We start from the raw sequence: 17,773 nt of genomic DNA, 5'->3' as shown, positions 1-17,773 counted from the left end.
ATCTCAGACCAACCTTCGGCGCCAGCAATCACACCACACAGAGTGACGAACAATACATCATGTAACGGGTAAGTCACTTTGGCAGATTGTCGGCTGTCAGCAATCGAGTTGAAATGTGATGTGAAGGCTTCAAGGTACATGCTCTTATGCTCTCTATAAGAAAAAGAGAGCATAAGATCATAATCGATGCCGTCCGTCAAATTTAGCTCAAAACGGTTAAAATATATTCACGATCTTGCCCTGTATCTATGCCCAAGCATTAATCCCAAAAGTGATAACACTTAACAGAAGCAAGATGCCAAGTACGCGGTAAATCAAACCTAAAGTACTGGTGCCTTGCGAGCTCGCATCCGAATGTAATGGCATGATTTTAACTTTTGCGGCATCTTGGGTTTTGTGTTTCATTCTGCATCCTTAAAATATTTCGCCAATGGCATTATCAAACTTGAAGGAATTAATAATGCGGCTTTTACGGCACTTGATGCATGATAAAAGGGTGTCAGTTGAGTGATTAACGAGTTGAAGCATTTGAGTGCGGCCAAGGCATCGGCTGCGGCATAATGAATTTGCGCACTGGATAAAGGCACGAGCTGCCAATTCGATAAGGTGACTTTTTTAGGTTTGTCGATACGAGCACCCAAAAGCGCCGCAACTAATTGGCGCGTCCCCATTTCCTTCTCCGCTCCAAGTTGAGCCAGTGCCCAATTTAAATCTAATGTTGAGGCGACATTAATGCCCCATTGCCGCCTGAGAGCGTGTGCATCACTGCGTAAACCAACCCCGACTTTGAGTATGGTTTCATCTTCTAATAAGGCTTTTAACTGGATGAATTGCTCTCCCAAAATGGCATGCTGAAATAAATAACAGGTATTCGCTGTCGCGATTTGGATAAGACTCAAGGGGTGTTGCACGCCGCGCTCAAAGCTTGCACGGGTTTCAGTATCAAAACCTAAGACTTGCTCAGCCTGTAATCGCGCGACAACCGCATCGAACTCCGATGGTTCAACTATCTCGATGCGGACATGTTGAAATTCAAAAGCTGCTAACGCTGCAAGTTCAATATCATCAATACGTTTAGTCAAAGCGATACGTTGCTGCAGCCACAAATATGCCCACTGACGCTGCGCTTGAAGTTGAGTTTTAATCGCATTTTCAGCCTCGGCCGATACCCGCTCACTTTTCAGCGGCTCAGTCGAGGCATTGAGGTTATCAAGATAAGCCGTGCCAGCAGCATCCATTACCGCCATTAACCCATCGGCATCTTTGCCAAACTCTTTACGTAACCAAGCCAGCTTACTCGGGGAGACACAGTACTTCATTAACTTCATCGTGCTCATCCTTGATGGTTGATGCGCGCAGCTAGTTAACTACGCAATTTCTGTATTCCTGTCATCGCAATAAGTGCAACAGCGCCAGCAACGACACCAAATAAGCCATTAAGAATACTTGGCGTCAGCACAGCAAACACAGGTCCAACAACACCAATGGCAGCAACCGCTTGTTCAGCATGGTGGATTTGCTCGCCGACTAGGTGTAGGCCATGAGTTAAAATCCCACCGCCCACCATAAACATGGCTGCCGTGCCAATAATCGTTAAACTTTTCATTAATACGGGAGCTGCACTCAATAAACCAAAACCTAATTTACGGTTCATTTGAGTTAATACAGAGGCGCCTTCGCGTTGGCTCAAGTACAAACCCGCATCATCCATTTTCACAATTGCCGCCACTAAGCCATACACGCCTATGGTCATGACTATCCCAATGACAGCTAACGTAAAAAACTGTGTCGATAGGGATTTGTCCGCAACGATACCAAGGGTAATGGCAATAATTTCCGCCGATAACACAAAGTCGGTACGAATCGCCCCTTTGACTTTTTCTGCCTCGTAGGCGGCGAAATCTTTAATCTCAGGTAACTCCTTCTCTACTTGGGTTTCGTGTTGTTGCTGGCCTTTTCTATGGCTATAGCTGTGATGCAGTTTTTCAAACCCTTCGTAGCATAAAAACAGTCCACCAAACATTAATAAAGGGGTGACAGCCCAGGGAATAAAAGCGCTGATAAGCATTGCTGCTGGTACTAAAATCAACTTATTACGGAATGATCCCTTGGCCACTGCCCACACGACGGGTAATTCACGATCGGCGCTTACGCCCGTCACTTGCTGGGCATTGAGGGCTAAATCATCCCCCAGTACACCCGCGGTTTTCTTTGCCGCTACTTTACTCATTACCGCTACGTCATCCAAAATCGATGCGATATCGTCGAGTAAGGTTAATAAACTCGCTCCTGCCATGCTAAATCCTCAATAAATCATTCTGCTTTTGCCATAGTAGCTTAGTTAGATTAGTGGCGTATAGCGAAATGCTTTCCAACTTAACTGCTTAAGTTACTTACGTTATTGGGACTGCTTGCTAATGTGAAAATGCCAGCAATCTAGATCACACCCACGGTGGAATTGCGCCACATTATTTATCGGAAAAGAGTATACTAAGCCCAGAATTTTTTACTCATTTGCCGTTACAGGATGTCAACATGACTCAAGATGAAATGAAAAAAGCTGCCGGTTGGGCCGCACTTAAGTACGTTGAAAAAGACAGCATTGTTGGTGTTGGTACGGGTTCGACTGTGAATCACTTTATCGATGCACTGGCGACCATGAAAGCCGATATCGAAGGCGCAGTCTCTAGCTCTGAGGCATCAACTCAGAAAATGAAAGCGCTGGGTATTCCCGTTTATGACTTAAACAGCGTCGATCGTTTATCTGTCTATGTGGACGGTGCCGATGAAATCAACGACCGCATGGATATGATTAAAGGTGGCGGCGCGGCATTAACTCGCGAGAAAATTGTCGCGGCTGTGGCTGAGAAGTTTATCTGTATCGTGGATAACACTAAGCAAGTCGACATACTAGGCGAATTTCCACTGCCAGTAGAAGTCATTCCGATGGCACGCTCTTATGTGGCGCGTCAACTCGTTAAACTTGGCGGCGATCCTGTGTACCGTGAAGGCGTTGTTACCGATAACGGCAACGTGATCCTCGATGTGTACAATCTTAAGATCCTTAATCCAAAAGAATTAGAAAGTCAGATCAATGAGATAGTCGGTGTAGTGACTAACGGTCTGTTCGCCAAACGCGGTGCGGATGTGTTACTCGTTGGCACCCCTGATGGCGTAAAAACCTTTACCGCCAAATAAGTTCTGCGTTTAAAGAATCCATCGCAGTCACAAGGCTGCTGATTGTAAAAATGCACAGTAAAAAATACGCTGTAAAAATGCCAGCCACTTTTTCAAAGGGCTGGCATTTTTTATGGTTCTTTTTATAGCTCTTTTTTATAGTTCAATGTTATCTGACTCAGCTGCCCATCGCAGACAGCTTATATCAAACGCTGGCTTACCAAGCTCTGGCAACTAGACCTTTTAAGTAGAATCCTTCTGGGAAGGCGCTACCGATAGGGTGATCGCTCGCTTGGCTTAAGCGTTCAATAAACTGGATTTCACGTTTCGCATCGAGCGCGGCATCGGCCACGATTTTTTGGAACAGATCCGCAGGCATTAATCCTGAGCAAGAGAAGGTCAATAACACGCCGCCCGGATTCAACAACTGCAATGCAATCATATTGATGTCTTTATAACCACGGCAAGCCCCGTTTAACTGTGCCTTGTTATCGGCAAACTTAGGCGGGTCGAGCACAATCACATCAAAGGTTTTGCCTTCATCACGATATTGGCGCAACAACTTGAACACATCGGCTTCGTTGTAATGCACATTGTCATCACTCAAACCGTTCACTTGCATATTGAGGCGCGCTGTCGCCAAGGCTAGAGAAGACACATCGACGTTTTCAATACTGGCAGCACCTGCTTTCGCAGCGTACAAACCAAAGGTGCCTGTGTAGCAGAAACAGTTCAATACCGATTTATCTTTCACGAAACGGGCGGCAATGGCGCGGTTATCACGTTGATCGAGATAGAAACCTGTCTTATGGCCTTTAATGACATCGACGGCGATCTTGATGCCGTTCTCTTCGATAATCACTGGCATTTCAGGCAGAGTGCCGTGCAGTAAACCCGTAACCGGCAGCAGGCCTTCTTTCTTACGGGAATCCACATCGGAACGCTCATAAATAGCGCAATCAGGATATTGCTCAGCCAATAGCTCGACTAAGGTATCACGCCATAAATCAGCACCTGTGCTCAGTAACTGGCACACCAACACATTGGCATATCTGTCGATTGTGATCCCAGGTAAACCATCGGACTCAGCAGCCACTAAACGGTAACCTGTTAAGCCTTGCTCGCGGATTAGATCGTTACGGCCGATTTGCGCCCGCTGTAAACGTCTGGCAAAAAACGCGCGATCAATTTCTTCTTCGCGATCGAAAGTCCAAATCCGCACTTGAATTTGCGACTCAGGCGACCAAGCACCACGACCTAACCAATGACCATCATGCGCGACCACATCGACTGTCTCACCCGCTTCAGGTTTTCCCTTAATGTTATGAATAGCATTGGAAAATACCCAAGGATGGCGACGCTCAAGTGACTTCTCGCGGCCGGGTTTAAGTTTGATTCTGATAGCCATAGTTGCCTTTAAAAATAGTGCCGCCACTAAAAAGGGCTGCTGTCTAAAAAATGGGAAACGGATGATATACCCAATGTCACCTAAGTGCGAGTACCGAACGCGCCGCAGCGCTTATTTTCCATCATCCACGGGTGGCCGATCATACCTTATTTTAACGGTTAATTCTGAATGATATTCATGCGAAATGATGTAGGAATGGTTAATGACACAACGCTAACAAAACCGTAGCGAAAAGATGCCTGCACGATAAAGACAACTGACATGATTTGAAATAAGACGAATTAATAAGCAAACATGAGAACTTAGCTACGTAGCGCTAACTCAACAATGACGGGCGCATGGTCAGTACTGTAGGCGTCGCGTTCATATTCAGGTCTGACTAAGTGTCTATCGCAGGTCTGATAATCTATGACTTGCGCTAAACTGCGGCCATGGCTCGCATCAAACTCACTCGAAAGCAAAATATAATCCAGCACTGAACCTTTAGGGCCATAGTAATGGGTCGCCGCTCTGTGTTCCCTATGGTAAGCGGTATTGCCAGTCAAACTGTCCCTCAAGTTCGCTTCAATAAATAACTCATAGGCATCCTTAAGTTGATACTGAGCAAACACCGCCGCTAATGCCGCATCGGATAAATGCCCAAGGCCAGCGGCTTTAATGTCATTACTGTGGATACTCTCGCCCTGTATCGTTAACGCATCTAAGGCGCCCATTGTCAGACTGTCATTAAAGTCTCCCATCACGATAACGGGATGTTTAGATTCTTGCCTGCGTACCAATATGCCATTGAATAATAATGCAGCTTCCGCGCCGCGCTGCATGGTAGATGCCCAGCGGCCTAAGGCTTGCTCTGTGAGTAATTGGGTTTCTGAATGCAGTTTCATGCTTGCTGCGGGAGCCAAGTTATCTAACCCAAGTGGCTGATGTTCGAGAGGTTGATGTTCAAGGGACTGATGTTCAAATAGCTTAGGCTCGAGCGCTAATCCGGCACGTTTTGACTTAAAGTGCACCACATAATAGTCACACTTGCCGATATGTGGCACTTCAACGGTTGCGCGCAGCACCTTACGGCTAAAGGCAAATTCACTCGATAATCCCATGGCTGCCACTAAACGCGCATCAGGTTCGACACTGCTGATTTCCACTATGGGATAACGGGAGGCAAGCGCAACCACAGGGCTACGATAAATGTAATCACTGATAAGAGTTGGCGCATCAATGACAGCAAAATGCACTAGACCTTGCTCACTGGCGATTCGTTTGAGCGGTTCAGGGCTAAACACTTCTTGAAATCCCACAATATCGGGCTGACGATGTGCGAGAAACTCACTCAACCACTGACACTTTTTCTGCCATTGCCCATGGCTATAGATATTTTCAAAATCATAGTAAGCCAAAGGCGGCTCAATAAAGTTAAACAGATTGATACTGGCGATCTTGATATTCGCGGTGCACTTAAGATCGATAGGTGCAGTAATTGATTCCAACTCATCGATATTATGTGCCACAGCTTAATCCCCCCAAATCTGAATACAGCAAACTCTCTTAATCTGACTTAATCTGACTTAATCTGAGTGAGCACAATGACTCACCGCAGGCACGACAAGGGTATACCCGAAGTGCACTAATGCCAAATCCCCCATTATGGATAAAGTGTTAACTCATCTCTGGCGACTCAAATACAGCTTACTGAGATAAGTCATACCGTTAAAAAACACAATTCAATATCACAGTTAAATCCGACAACAAAAATCAACCGCTACCAGCCAAAAAATAAACAATCACACAACAATGATTAGTATACAAAACCACCAGCACTCCCAACAAAATCACGCAAGCCCAAGAATGATCATAAAATTAACTTTTACTCAAAGTGTAAATTCAAACAAAAACATATGTAATAACATGTGCGGTTGACTTTACATTTCAGTCCCTTAGAATGTGGCGACTTTAATCATTGCGGAGACCCACTGTGGGCACACACATAAGCGACAGTAGATGCCCTGTCCAAAAGACAGGATTTAACGCCTAGCACTAGCCCGCAATATTTGCTGCTACCTGCTAAGCAGGGTAGTAGTGTGAACCATTCTTCACTCAGCCTCCCCCAAAATATCAATCACAGACAATAAGCCTGAGCCTATGGCTGCGCTTTAGCAATTCCAGCATTTTGCTGGGATTCAGTTATGTGTATTTATTGCATCTCAAAGCAAGTTTTTTGCCTCAGTGGACTTCGTTTTCCCTATGGATTTACACCTATGGGTTTACATCTGAGGAGCCTAAATATGGCTTACATAAACAACACATCAATTTTGCGATCTTTATCCTGTGCAAGTATCAGCTTGTACTACAGCATGAGTGCGGCGGCATCCCATCTCGAAGTAGATGATCCGGCCCTCGCGGAGCGCTGTGAATTAGAAATGGGCTGGCAACAACCTAGGTCGGATCATGCTCGCCCACAATTAAACGCGGCCACGACTTGCAGCCGCAATCAATGGGAATGGCATTTAGGATTAGCGTCCAATGCCAATGACGATATTCGTGGGGATCAAGCAGAAGTCGGCATTAAGCTACCGCTCAACGTAAACTCCCACTCAGATCCAGAGCAGCAACAGGATGATTGGCACAGCGCACTGGTAATCAACTTGCAGAAAAACCTCGATGCCAGTAACGAATTAGCCACCGAAGTCTTCGGCATTTTTGGCAAAACCTTAGGCGATTCTGATGTCAGTCTCTATGCCAATTTAGGTTTTACCCATGAATTTAATCAATCAAACCAATTACTTGTTGGTATCGCGGCGGCGTATGAACTCAGTAGCCACCATCGCGTGATAGCCGAGATTTATCAAAAAGAATTGAGCGAGACTACCTATCAGTTCGCTTATCAACACACACCGCAACAACAGCTACAGCTGGAATTGAGCTTAGGCAATGCCCTTCGTGGCAACGCGCTGCAACTTGGCGCAGACATCACCTTTTACTTTGGTCACTAGATCGTTGAGAGAATGAACTATGAACATGAATAACAGCACAAACAACACTAAAAAAATCATCCATAACCTGCAAATGATTATCGAGCAACGCAGTGCCAGCGCCATGGCTGAATTAGCCGAAAAACGCCACCCTGCCGATATTGCAGCCGTATTTAACGTCTTTAATCAAGCTCAACAAGTCCTATTATTGCAACTGGCCTCACCTAAGGTTTGCGCCAATTTGTTTCGCTATCTGACCGATGAATTGCAAGCCAGCTTAGTACAGCAATTAGATAAAACCACGCTTTCTGCGCTGCTGGTTCACATGGCAGCAGATGAACGTGCCGACCTCTATAATCTGCTCAATAAAACCCAGCAAGCGGCGATTTTACCTGCGCTCGCATTAGCCAAACGGGAAGATATGCGCACCCTCGCCGCCTATGACAAAGCTAAGGTCGGCGCGGTCATGACTTCGGATTACACCTTGCTCAATAGCCGCCATACTGCGGCAGAAGCAATTGATACTCTGCGTACTGAAGCAGCTGATAAAGAAACAATTTATCAAACCTATGTGGTGGACATGTTAGGTCGCTTGATTGGTACTGTGTCTTTAAGACAGCTATTGCTGGCGCAGCCGCACGAGCGAGTGGTCGACTTTATGAAACCCGATCCTGTCGCGCTCGATGCCAATGCCTTTCGTGAAGAAGCGGTGCAGATGATCGCCCATTACGACTTAATGGCGCTGCCAGTAGTCAATGGCAAAGGCCAGCTCGTCGGTATCGTCACCTATGATGATGCTATGGATATTGCCAGCTCACAGGCGGATCTTGAGTTCACAAAAACCGCGGCCATAGGCAATATCGACCATAACCTAAAGACTGCCAGCATAGGCTTACTTTACCGCAAGCGCGTGGTTTGGCTGGTAATCTTGGTGTTTGGTAATATTTTCTCGGGAGCGGGGATCGCGTTCTTCGAAGACACCATTGCCAGTTATGTCTCTTTAGTCTTCTTCCTACCTCTGCTGATCGATAGCGGCGGCAATGCGGGCTCACAATCGTCGACCTTAATGGTACGCGGCCTAGCCACAGGGGAAGTGGTTCTCAAAGATTGGTTATCTATGCTAGGGCGCGAGTTATTTGTCGCCGGATTATTAGGAGCCAGCATGGCAGCGGCAGTGTCCTTGCTAGGATTTTGGCGCGGCGGACCTGAAATCGCACTGGTTGTGGCACTCACAATGCAAATTGTGGTGATTATTGGCAGCTTGATTGGTATGTCTCTGCCTTTCTTACTGAGCAAGTTAAAGATGGACCCTGCAGCCGCGAGTGCGCCACTCATCACCTCCATCGCCGATATCATAGGTGTACTCGTGTATTTCAGCATAGCCACTGTGGTGCTCGACTTACCTATGCCATAGGCCTCAAAGTGAACCAAGCTAAGTTAACCTTAGCGTGGTTCACTTATCATTCGATAGTGCTAACCCATTTATGGCGAGGCATAAAAGCTTCAATAACCTTAAAAAAATTAAGAATAAAGCTTAAAGATCAGTTAATATTTCCACACCTGAATCGTTTTACTTTTTATTAACATTGCAGTATTTACCGCTGAGCCCAGTCACAGTAAGTCGATAAGCAATAGTGATAGTCCTAGCGACTTGAGAGGTTTTATATGTGGTTTAATTCCCAGCTCAAAGCTGAAAATCAGGCGCTTAAAGAGCGACTCATCCAACTAGAACGCCAACACCAAAATGAAATAGATGAACTGCGTGGCATGATCCGTGAAAATGAGACCATGCAGCAACAGTCGCGCCAAAATGCAGACCACTACACTGAAGTGATCGCCTGCCAAAACCTAGGCGGAGATATGCTTAATGCCGTGCGCGAAGGCTTAGCCAACAGTGCCGAATTGCTCTCAGCAGAACAAGAATCACTGTCTGAACTCAATCACGTTTTTGACCAAACCCGTGTGGCCATTGCCAATTTAGGCACTAGAGCGACTTATATTAATGATCAAGCATCGAACAGCATGAAAGCTGTCACAGAACTCGATGCTACGACCTCTTCAATCAATCAATTTGTCGCGGCAATTCAAGGAATTTCAGAACAAACAAACTTGCTGGCATTGAACGCCGCCATTGAAGCCGCCCGTGCAGGCGAAGCGGGACGGGGGTTTGCCGTGGTGGCCGATGAAGTGCGCCAGCTTGCAAGCAAAGCCCATGAAGCCAGTAGCCATATTGAAAAACTCGTGAAACAAATCGTCGCGCAAGCGGCTGAAATTAAAGAAATTGTTCATAATAATCAAAGTAGTGCCGTTGATGTAGCCACCTCCTCAACCCAAATTGGTCAAGTCGTTGAAGATGTCCTGCAACGCTCAAAACAAATGCAGCACGTTATCCATAACGCAGCCACAGCGTCATTCTTGAATACCACTAAGCTCGACCACGCAGTCTGGAAAAGTAGCGTTTATCAATTAATTGAAAAACCACAGCATAACCACAATGTGAACTCACACACTGAGTGCCGCCTAGGGCAATGGTATTTCAAAGGATTTGGTGCCGAGAATTATCAGCATTTAAGTAACTTCAAAGCATTAGATGCACCACATAAAGCGGTACACGAGGCAGGAAAAGCGGCGCTCAATGCGAGACAAAAAGGTAATTTGCCTGAGATGGTCAAACAACTGCACTCAATGGAAGACGCCAGTATGCGTGTTGTGCATTGCATTGATAACCTTATGCGAGATGTATATCGAGCGTGATATATAGGCACAGAAAGATAAGCTATCACCCATAAATAAGCCTACCTAAGAGCGCCATACTCGCGCTCTTTTTTTATCGTTCAAAACGGTATAGTAAATTTAATCTTAGAAAATGAACCCCTAGCTATACTTGATTTAAGCACAGCCTTCATCTTTAATCGTTTCAAGAGCAAGCAGTGAGACTCAATTATAACATTCTAATTTTTAGGGTTATTAATGAAATTAGTCACAAGTTTATTGTTATCACTCACCCTTAGCAGCGCAGTTTCTCTTCGCGCGCAGCCGCTCAACATCTATACCGAAGAATGGTCGCCAATCAGTTTTTCTGTCGATGGCAAACCCGATGGTTTAGCTGTACAGGTAGTACAAGAAATTCAAAAGCGCATAAACAACCCAGATCCAATCAAGGTCGTACCTTGGGCTCGCGGCTGGAAAATGCTGACCGAGCAACCTAATACTGTGTTGTTTACTATGACGCGCACAGCAGAAAGGGAGCAAATGTTTACTATGATTGGGCCTGTTGCTGTCGGCACGACTAATTTTTATGCCTTAAAAAATAGCGGTATAAAAATAACCACTATAGAGGATGCAAAGACAGCTAAGGCAATTGGTGTCTATCGTGCCTCGGTGGAAGAACGCCTATTGCTCGAACTGGGATTTACGAATGTTGCGGCCTCATCCGAGCCCTTATTGAGTGCCAAACAATTGATGAAGCAACGTGTCGATCTTTGGTGTAATGCCAATCTCACCGCGCCGAGTATTCTGTCGGATGCAGGCGCGAGCATTGATGATGTAGAGTCACTCTTCACGATTAGTGCTAATCATCTTTACATTGCCTTCTCACAAGGCACGCCCAATGATGTGATCGAACAGTGGAAAAACAGCCTAGAAGCGATAAAAGCAGATGGCACCTTCGCAACGATTTACCGTACTTGGCTCCCCAACGATGCGCCGCCCATGCAAACCGAACGTATCGGGTTTAGCAACTAAACCCATTGCTCTAAATTCTACGTGCTAAGTGATGAGTGCTGAATGCTGAGTTTTATGACTATTAAGAAAGCACTTAGAAAGGACACTCACAAACCCAGTCAATACGCTCACCCGTGATAGGATGATTAAACGCTAAGCAGGTCGCATGCAGCATTAATCTGCTGCTCGTCGTATTAGTGATATCAGCTTCATCTGCATCAGCCTTATCAGTCACGCACTCACCCACGCCGCCGTAGAGATCGCACCCCAGTATTGAGTGACCCAATTGCTGACTGTGGATCCGCAGTTGATGGGTTCGGCCAGAAACAGGGATAAATTCGACCCGCGTGGCGAAAGGATCGGTTAATCGTTCCAGCACCTGATATTCACTGATCGCAACTTTGCCTGTGCTATGGCAAATCTTTTGTAGTGGAAAATGGTCACTATCTTTAGCGATCGGCAGATTAATCACTCCGCTGTCTGCGGCTAAATGCCCGTGGAGCAAGGCGGTATAACGCTTTTCAACCGTGCGCGCCTGAAACTGCTTTGTCAGCAAACCATTCACGCTTTTATTCAGCGCCACCAGCATGATGCCCGAAGTGCCAAAATCGAGTCTGTGCAACAAAGTGGCCGTCGGAAAATCCTGCACTAAACGATAATGCACTGAGTCGAGATTCAGCGGATTCTTCCCCGACAGACTCAATAATCCGCTCGGCTTATCAATCAGTAAAATGTCGCTATCTTGATAGAGTACGCGTATTTGCCCGAGGCAAGGCGGCGCAATAAAAGTATCAGCTTTAGCAAGGCTATCGGCAGGTGCAGACATAGTTTTCAGGCTACCTAAATGGGCAATAAAATGAGTTAAGTCATACTCAAATCAAACGGCACAACTCAATAAAACAGGCTAAATAAAATAGACCCAATAATTCAATAGAATAGACACAGGCCTAAATAATAAGGCCGCATAACCTAAGTTATGCGGCCCTCTAATTAACGACATTAACAGCATTAACGCTATGGCTTATTTAGCCAGTACGCGCAGATGCAGTTCTTGTACTGACGTCACGTTAGTACGGTCATCGGCGGCATGGGCCATACAAGTGGCGAATGCAGCATTCATGGTCGTCGTGTAGTTAACTTTGTAACGCAGTGCACCGCGGCGCAATTGACGAGAATCTTCAATCGCTTGGCGACCTTCGGTAGTGTTCACGATATAAGTGTATTCACCATTCTTGATGCGATCGAGAATGTGTGGACGCCCTTCGTGTACCTTGTTCACTAAACGTGGGTTGATACCCGCTTCGCCTAGGATAACCGCAGTACCATGAGTCGCATCGATTTGGTAACCGAGCTCAATTAACTTAGCCGCTAAATCGGCAACGCGTTTCTTATCGCTGTTACGCACAGACAATAATGCACGACCCGACTTAGGCACCTCAGAAGTCGCACCTAACTGCGCCTTAGCATAGGCTTCGGCGAACGTATCGCCCACGCCCATGACTTCACCGGTAGAGCGCATTTCTGGGCCTAACAGTGGGTCAACACCCGGGAACTTGTTAAAGGGCAACACCACTTCTTTCACTGAGTAGAAAGGTGGGATCACTTCTTTAGTGAAGTTTTGCGACGTTAAACTTTGGCCCGCCATCACACGCGCGGCGATCTTAGCTAAAGGCACACCGGTCGCTTTGGACACGAATGGCACAGTACGGGCAGCACGCGGGTTAACTTCAATCATATAGATTTCGTTATCTTTCACGGCGAACTGTACGTTCATCAGGCCGACAACACCGAGTTCCATCGCCAACTTACCGACTTGAACGCGCATGCGATCTTGGATTTCTTGGCTTAGCGTGTATGGCGGCAGCGAACAACCTGAGTCACCTGAGTGAACACCCGCTTGTTCGATATGCTCCATAATCGCGCCAATCACCACGATTTCACCGTCACATACTGCATCAATATCCACTTCAATCGCATCATCTAAGAAACGATCGAGCAATACTGGCGACGCGTTCGATACGCTCACGGCTTCGTTGAAGTAACGCAGCAAATCTTGCTTATCGTAAACGATTTCCATCGCGCGGCCGCCCAGTACATAGGATGGACGCACAACTAACGGATAACCGATACGCTCAGCGGCAATCACAGCGCCTTCAACCGTAGTCACGGTATCGTTTTCAGGCTGCTTCATCTCTAAGCGTTGAATCGCTTGCTGGAAACGCTCACGGTCTTCGGCGCGGTCGATGGCATCTGGGCTAGTACCAATCACAGGTACGCCAGCGGCTTCTAAGGCACGGGCCAATTTCAATGGCGTTTGACCACCGTACTGCACGATAACGCCCTTTGGCTTCTCGATACGGACGATTTCTAATACGTCTTCCAGTGTGACGGGCTCGAAGTACAGACGGTCTGATGTGTCGTAGTCGGTTGAAACGGTTTCAGGGTTACAGTTCACCATGATGGTTTCATAACCGTCTTCACGTAGCGCTAACGCCGCGTGCACACAGCAATAATCGAACTCAATACCTTGACCGATACGGTTTGGCCCGCCACCTAACACCATGATTTTGTCACGGGTCGATGGGTTAGCTTCACATTCTTCTTCATACGTTGAGTACATGTAAGCCGTGTCTGTTGCAAACTCAGCCGCACAGGTATCCACACGCTTATAGACTGGGTGCAGGTCGAACTTATCACGCAGCTTACGCACTTCGGCTTCGTTCACGCCTAATACATCGGCCAGACGCGCATCGGCAAAACCTTTACGTTTCAGCTTACGCAGTAAGTCGATATCCAGACCCGCCAGACCCGCTTCAGCGACAACACCTTCGAGCTGAACCAGCTCTTCGATTTGCACGAGGAACCAAGGGTCGATATTGGTCAGTTTAAAGATTTCATCTAAGCTCAGCCCCGCACGCATCGCATCGGCTATGTACCAAATACGGTCGCAACCAGGCTCTTTCAGCTCGTGGCGAATACGCGACATAGCCTCAGGTTTAGACATATCTGTGACAGGATCTAGACCGTTACGGCTAACTTCTAAACCACGTAAGGCTTTTTGCAGTGACTCTTGGAAAGTACGGCCAATCGCCATCACTTCACCCACAGACTTCATCTGTGTGGTTAAGCGGTCATTCGCGCCGGCAAACTTTTCAAAGTTAAAGCGTGGCACTTTAGTCACAACGTAATCGATAGCAGGCTCGAATGACGCAGGCGTGCGACCGCCAGTGATGTCGTTCATCAGCTCATCAAGGGTGAAACCAACTGCTAACTTAGCAGCGATTTTGGCAATCGGGAAACCCGTTGCTTTTGATGCTAATGCTGAAGAGCGCGATACACGTGGGTTCATCTCGATGATAACCATACGGCCATCTTTCGGGTTAATACCAAACTGTACGTTCGAACCGCCTGTCTCAACACCAATCTCACGCAGTACGGCCATAGAGGCGTTACGCATGATTTGGTATTCTTTATCAGTCAGGGTTTGCGCGGGTGCAACAGTAATAGAGTCGCCCGTGTGCACGCCCATAGGATCGAAGTTTTCGATGGCGCAGACGATAATGCAGTTATCGTTGCGGTCACGGACCACTTCCATCTCGTATTCTTTCCAACCGATCAGTGATTCGTCGATCAGCAGTTCACTCGTTGGCGATAACTCTAAGCCCTGTGAACAGATCTCTTCGAACTCTTCCCTGTTGTAAGCGATACCGCCACCCGAGCCACCCATAGTAAAGGATGGGCGGATAATGCAAGGGAAACCCACTTGATCAAGTACGCCATAAGCTTCGTCCATATTGTGGGCAATGCCCGCGCGTGGACAATCAAGACCAATACTTTTCATCGCTTTATCAAAGCGGCTACGGTCTTCAGCTTTATCGATAGCATCGGCAGTCGCGCCAATCATCTCGACGTTAAATTCTTTCAGTACGCCTTTGGCTTCAAGTTCTAATGCGCAGTTCAGTGCGGTTTGGCCGCCCATGGTTGGCAGAATCGCATCTGGGCGTTCTTTAGCAATAATGTTACGGACCACTTCCCAGTGAATCGGCTCGATATAAGTGGCATCGGCCATTTCTGGATCAGTCATAATGGTGGCAGGGTTAGAGTTCACCAGAATGACACGGTAGCCTTCTTCACGCAGCGCTTTACACGCTTGTGCGCCAGAATAGTCAAATTCACATGCCTGACCAATCACGATTGGGCCGGCGCCTAGGATAAGAATACTCTTTATATCTGTACGTTTTGGCATTGCTTCTCTCTTCTCCTAGCTTGCGTATTACTTAGCGTTCTGACGTTTCGTTACAAGACGATAGTGTTCGATTAACTCGATAAAGTGATCGAACAGCGGGGCGGCATCGTTCGGGCCTGGGCTCGCTTCAGGGTGACCTTGGAAGCTGAACGCGGGCTTGTCCGTCAGATGGATACCTTGGAGTGAACCATCAAACAGCGACTTATGCGTCACCTTAATGTTGGCGGGTAAGGTCGTTTCATCGGCAGCAAAACCGTGGTTTTGGCTGGTGATCATCACGTTACCTTTCTCGATATTGCTCACTGGGTGGTTTGCACCGTGGTGACCAAACTTCATCTTCAAGGTTTTTGCACCTGAGGCCAGCGCGAGTAGCTGATGACCTAAACAGATACCGAAAATCGGCGTGTCGGTTTTCAGAATGTGTTGAATCGCTTCAATCGCGTAATCGCATGGCTCTGGATCGCCAGGGCCGTTCGAAAGGAACACACCATCGGGATTCATCGCTAACACTTCGGCGGCTGAAGTTTTAGCTGGCACTACGGTAACGTCACAACCGCGGTCCACTAACATACGCAGAATATTTTGCTTAACGCCGTAGTCGTAGGCTACTACTTTGTATTTAAGCTCATTTGCTGGCGTATCTTCTGGTAAGCCGCCCACTAAACGCCAGCTACCTTTACGCCATGGATAGGCAGTTTTGGTCGTGACTTCTTTAGCGAGATCCATGCCTTTTAAACCGGGGAAAGCTTTGGCAGCGGCGAGCGCTTTTGCTTCATCTAAGTCTGCACCTGCCATAATACAACCGGCTTGAGCACCTTTTTCACGGAGAATACGAGTTAACTTGCGGGTATCGATATCTGCTATGCCAACGACATTGTTCGCTTTGAGATAATCACTTAAGCTTTGTTGATTACGGAAACTACTTGCGATGAGCGGAAGATCACGAATGATAAGACCACAAGCGTGAACCCCATCGGATTCAATATCTTCATCATTGGTACCAGTGTTGCCTATGTGTGGGTAGGTTAATGTTACAATCTGGCGTGAGTAGGATGGATCAGTTAAAATTTCTTGGTATCCTGTCATGGAAGTGTTAAAAACAACTTCACCAACAGAGAGACCATCGGCACCAATTGCTGTGCCAGAGAATACAGTTCCATCTTCGAGTACGAGTAAGGCAGACTTTGTCAACGCGACCTCCATAAAGAGCCAAGCCACTGAAATATAATGTTTTTATGTTATTTTAAGATACCAATTTCCGCTAATTTACGAAATTTTGACAAATTCCAGCGAGTTTACAGTAAAAACGCGAAACCGTCCACCCACTGGTAACTGGGTGCAAAAAAAAACGCCATATCGGCGTTTTTAATATTAATGCAAACCTAAAACCTGCTGCATATCATACAAGCCCGGCTTTTGCTCCACGAGCCAGTGAGCGGCACGCATAGCACCATTAGCAAAGGTCATACGACTCGAAGCTTTATGGGTGATCTCTAAACGCTCACCGATATCGGCAAACATGGCCGTGTGTTCACCGACTAAATCACCGGCACGAATGGTCGCAAAACCGATAGTTTCACGGTCACGTTCACCCGTGATCCCTTCGCGGCCATATACGGCACATTTTTCAAGATCGCGACCTAAGGTCTTAGCAATCACTTCACCCATTTTCAGGGCAGTGCCCGACGGCGCATCTTTTTTGTGTCTGTGATGGCCTTCGATAATTTCGATATCCGTGTAATCACCCATGACTTCGGCAGCCAGTTCGAGTAATTTCCACATCAAATTGACACCCACAGACATATTCGGCGCCATCACGACCGGCGTTTGCTCGGCAAAGGCATTGATCTGTTCTTTTTGAGCATGATTGAAACCGGTTGTGCCAATCACCATGGCTTTCTTATGGCGAACACACCAATCTAAATGGACAATACTGGCGTCTGGCGCGGTAAAATCGATCAACACATCAAAATCATCGGTCGCATAATCGAGCGAATCCATGATCATGACGTTTAATTTACCCACACCAGCTAACTCACCCGCATCCACACCCACTAAACTTGAGCCTGCACGCTCAATGGCGGCACCCAGTAAAATATGGTCGTGATTGTAGGCCGCTTCAATAAGAGTGCGTCCCATACGACCACCGGCACCGACGATTGCCACTCTCACTTGTCCACTCATTTCAATCTCCTCAATCTTTCTTTGTATTCCATAAGAAAACGCCTAAGACAGGCTTAGGCGTTTTTT

General features: G+C 46.9%; 15 protein-coding genes. 5 read left to right on the top strand and 10 right to left on the bottom strand.

Annotated features, from left to right (window positions below):
- The 4 genes from L5M29_RS18315 to L5M29_RS18300 form a co-directional block, all read right to left on the bottom strand.
- Nucleotides 1-140, bottom strand: a 140-nt coding sequence (locus L5M29_RS18315; RefSeq protein ID WP_263169325.1) for a transposase family protein, incomplete at its 3' end; no start/stop codon positions are given.
- Between the two features lie 106 nt (nt 141-246).
- Nucleotides 247-405, bottom strand: coding sequence for a hypothetical protein (locus tag L5M29_RS18310; RefSeq protein WP_219251175.1), 159 nt, complete (start codon nt 403-405; stop codon nt 247-249).
- On the bottom strand, nt 402-1,328 hold the full coding sequence (locus L5M29_RS18305; RefSeq protein WP_263169322.1) for a 3'-5' exonuclease: 927 nt from the start codon (nt 1,326-1,328) through the stop codon (nt 402-404). The genes L5M29_RS18310 and L5M29_RS18305 overlap by 4 nt, the downstream gene beginning before the upstream one ends.
- A 35-nt stretch (nt 1,329-1,363) precedes the next feature.
- Complete coding sequence (locus L5M29_RS18300; protein ID WP_263169320.1) at nt 1,364-2,296, bottom strand: DUF808 domain-containing protein; 933 nt, start codon at nt 2,294-2,296, stop codon at nt 1,364-1,366.
- 239 nt (nt 2,297-2,535) lie between these two features.
- On the opposite strand from L5M29_RS18300, the gene rpiA reads away from it, so the two are divergent.
- The gene (gene rpiA / locus L5M29_RS18295) at nt 2,536-3,198 is read left to right on the top strand and encodes a ribose-5-phosphate isomerase RpiA (protein ID WP_028761507.1); all 663 of its coding nucleotides are present in this window, start codon (nt 2,536-2,538) and stop codon (nt 3,196-3,198) included.
- 196 nt (nt 3,199-3,394) lie between these two features.
- On the opposite strand, the gene L5M29_RS18290 is transcribed toward rpiA, so the two are convergent.
- Nucleotides 3,395-4,585: a class I SAM-dependent rRNA methyltransferase gene (locus L5M29_RS18290; RefSeq protein ID WP_011788387.1), complete on the bottom strand. Its 1,191-nt coding sequence runs from the start codon at nt 4,583-4,585 to the stop codon at nt 3,395-3,397.
- Nucleotides 4,586-4,887: 302 nt separating this feature from the next.
- Entirely contained in the window at nt 4,888-6,093 is a 1,206-nt protein-coding gene (locus tag L5M29_RS18285; protein ID WP_263169317.1) for an endonuclease/exonuclease/phosphatase family protein, read from the bottom strand.
- A gap of 774 nt (nt 6,094-6,867) precedes the next feature.
- Between L5M29_RS18285 and L5M29_RS18280 the strand changes: the two genes are divergently transcribed.
- From L5M29_RS18280 to L5M29_RS18265, 4 genes are all read left to right on the top strand, one after another.
- Entirely contained in the window at nt 6,868-7,575 is a 708-nt protein-coding gene (locus L5M29_RS18280) for a hypothetical protein (protein ID WP_263169313.1), read from the top strand.
- A 19-nt stretch (nt 7,576-7,594) separates the two neighbouring features.
- Entirely contained in the window at nt 7,595-8,968 is a 1,374-nt protein-coding gene (gene mgtE / locus L5M29_RS18275) for a magnesium transporter (RefSeq protein ID WP_263169311.1), read from the top strand.
- Nucleotides 8,969-9,219: 251 nt separating this feature from the next.
- Complete coding sequence (locus tag L5M29_RS18270; protein WP_263169309.1) at nt 9,220-10,308, top strand: methyl-accepting chemotaxis protein; 1,089 nt, start codon at nt 9,220-9,222, stop codon at nt 10,306-10,308.
- A gap of 216 nt (nt 10,309-10,524) precedes the next feature.
- Entirely contained in the window at nt 10,525-11,298 is a 774-nt protein-coding gene (locus L5M29_RS18265) for a substrate-binding periplasmic protein (RefSeq protein WP_263169307.1), read from the top strand.
- 73 nt (nt 11,299-11,371) lie between these two features.
- On the opposite strand, the gene L5M29_RS18260 is transcribed toward L5M29_RS18265, so the two are convergent.
- From L5M29_RS18260 to dapB, 4 genes are all read right to left on the bottom strand, one after another.
- Nucleotides 11,372-12,103, bottom strand: a complete 732-nt coding sequence (locus tag L5M29_RS18260; protein WP_263169305.1) for an RluA family pseudouridine synthase — start codon at nt 12,101-12,103, stop codon at nt 11,372-11,374.
- 195 nt (nt 12,104-12,298) lie between these two features.
- Nucleotides 12,299-15,523: a carbamoyl-phosphate synthase large subunit gene (gene carB, locus L5M29_RS18255; protein WP_105251663.1), complete on the bottom strand. Its 3,225-nt coding sequence runs from the start codon at nt 15,521-15,523 to the stop codon at nt 12,299-12,301.
- 27 nt (nt 15,524-15,550) lie between these two features.
- Nucleotides 15,551-16,726 (bottom strand): glutamine-hydrolyzing carbamoyl-phosphate synthase small subunit, encoded by a 1,176-nt coding sequence (gene carA, locus L5M29_RS18250; protein ID WP_263169303.1) that lies wholly within the window; start codon nt 16,724-16,726, stop codon nt 15,551-15,553.
- Nucleotides 16,727-16,894: 168 nt separating this feature from the next.
- A complete protein-coding gene (gene dapB / locus L5M29_RS18245; protein WP_105251661.1) occupies nt 16,895-17,707 on the bottom strand; it encodes a 4-hydroxy-tetrahydrodipicolinate reductase in 813 nt (270 codons plus the stop codon).
- Nucleotides 17,708-17,773: the final 66 nt, after the last annotated feature.

It is taken from the genome of Shewanella sp. SM95 (assembly GCF_025653595.1).
Taxonomy (GTDB): Bacteria; Pseudomonadota; Gammaproteobacteria; order Enterobacterales; family Shewanellaceae; genus Shewanella; species Shewanella oncorhynchi.
The sequence above is the reverse complement of the archived record's forward strand: the minus strand, read 5'-3'. Positions and strand labels throughout refer to the sequence as shown.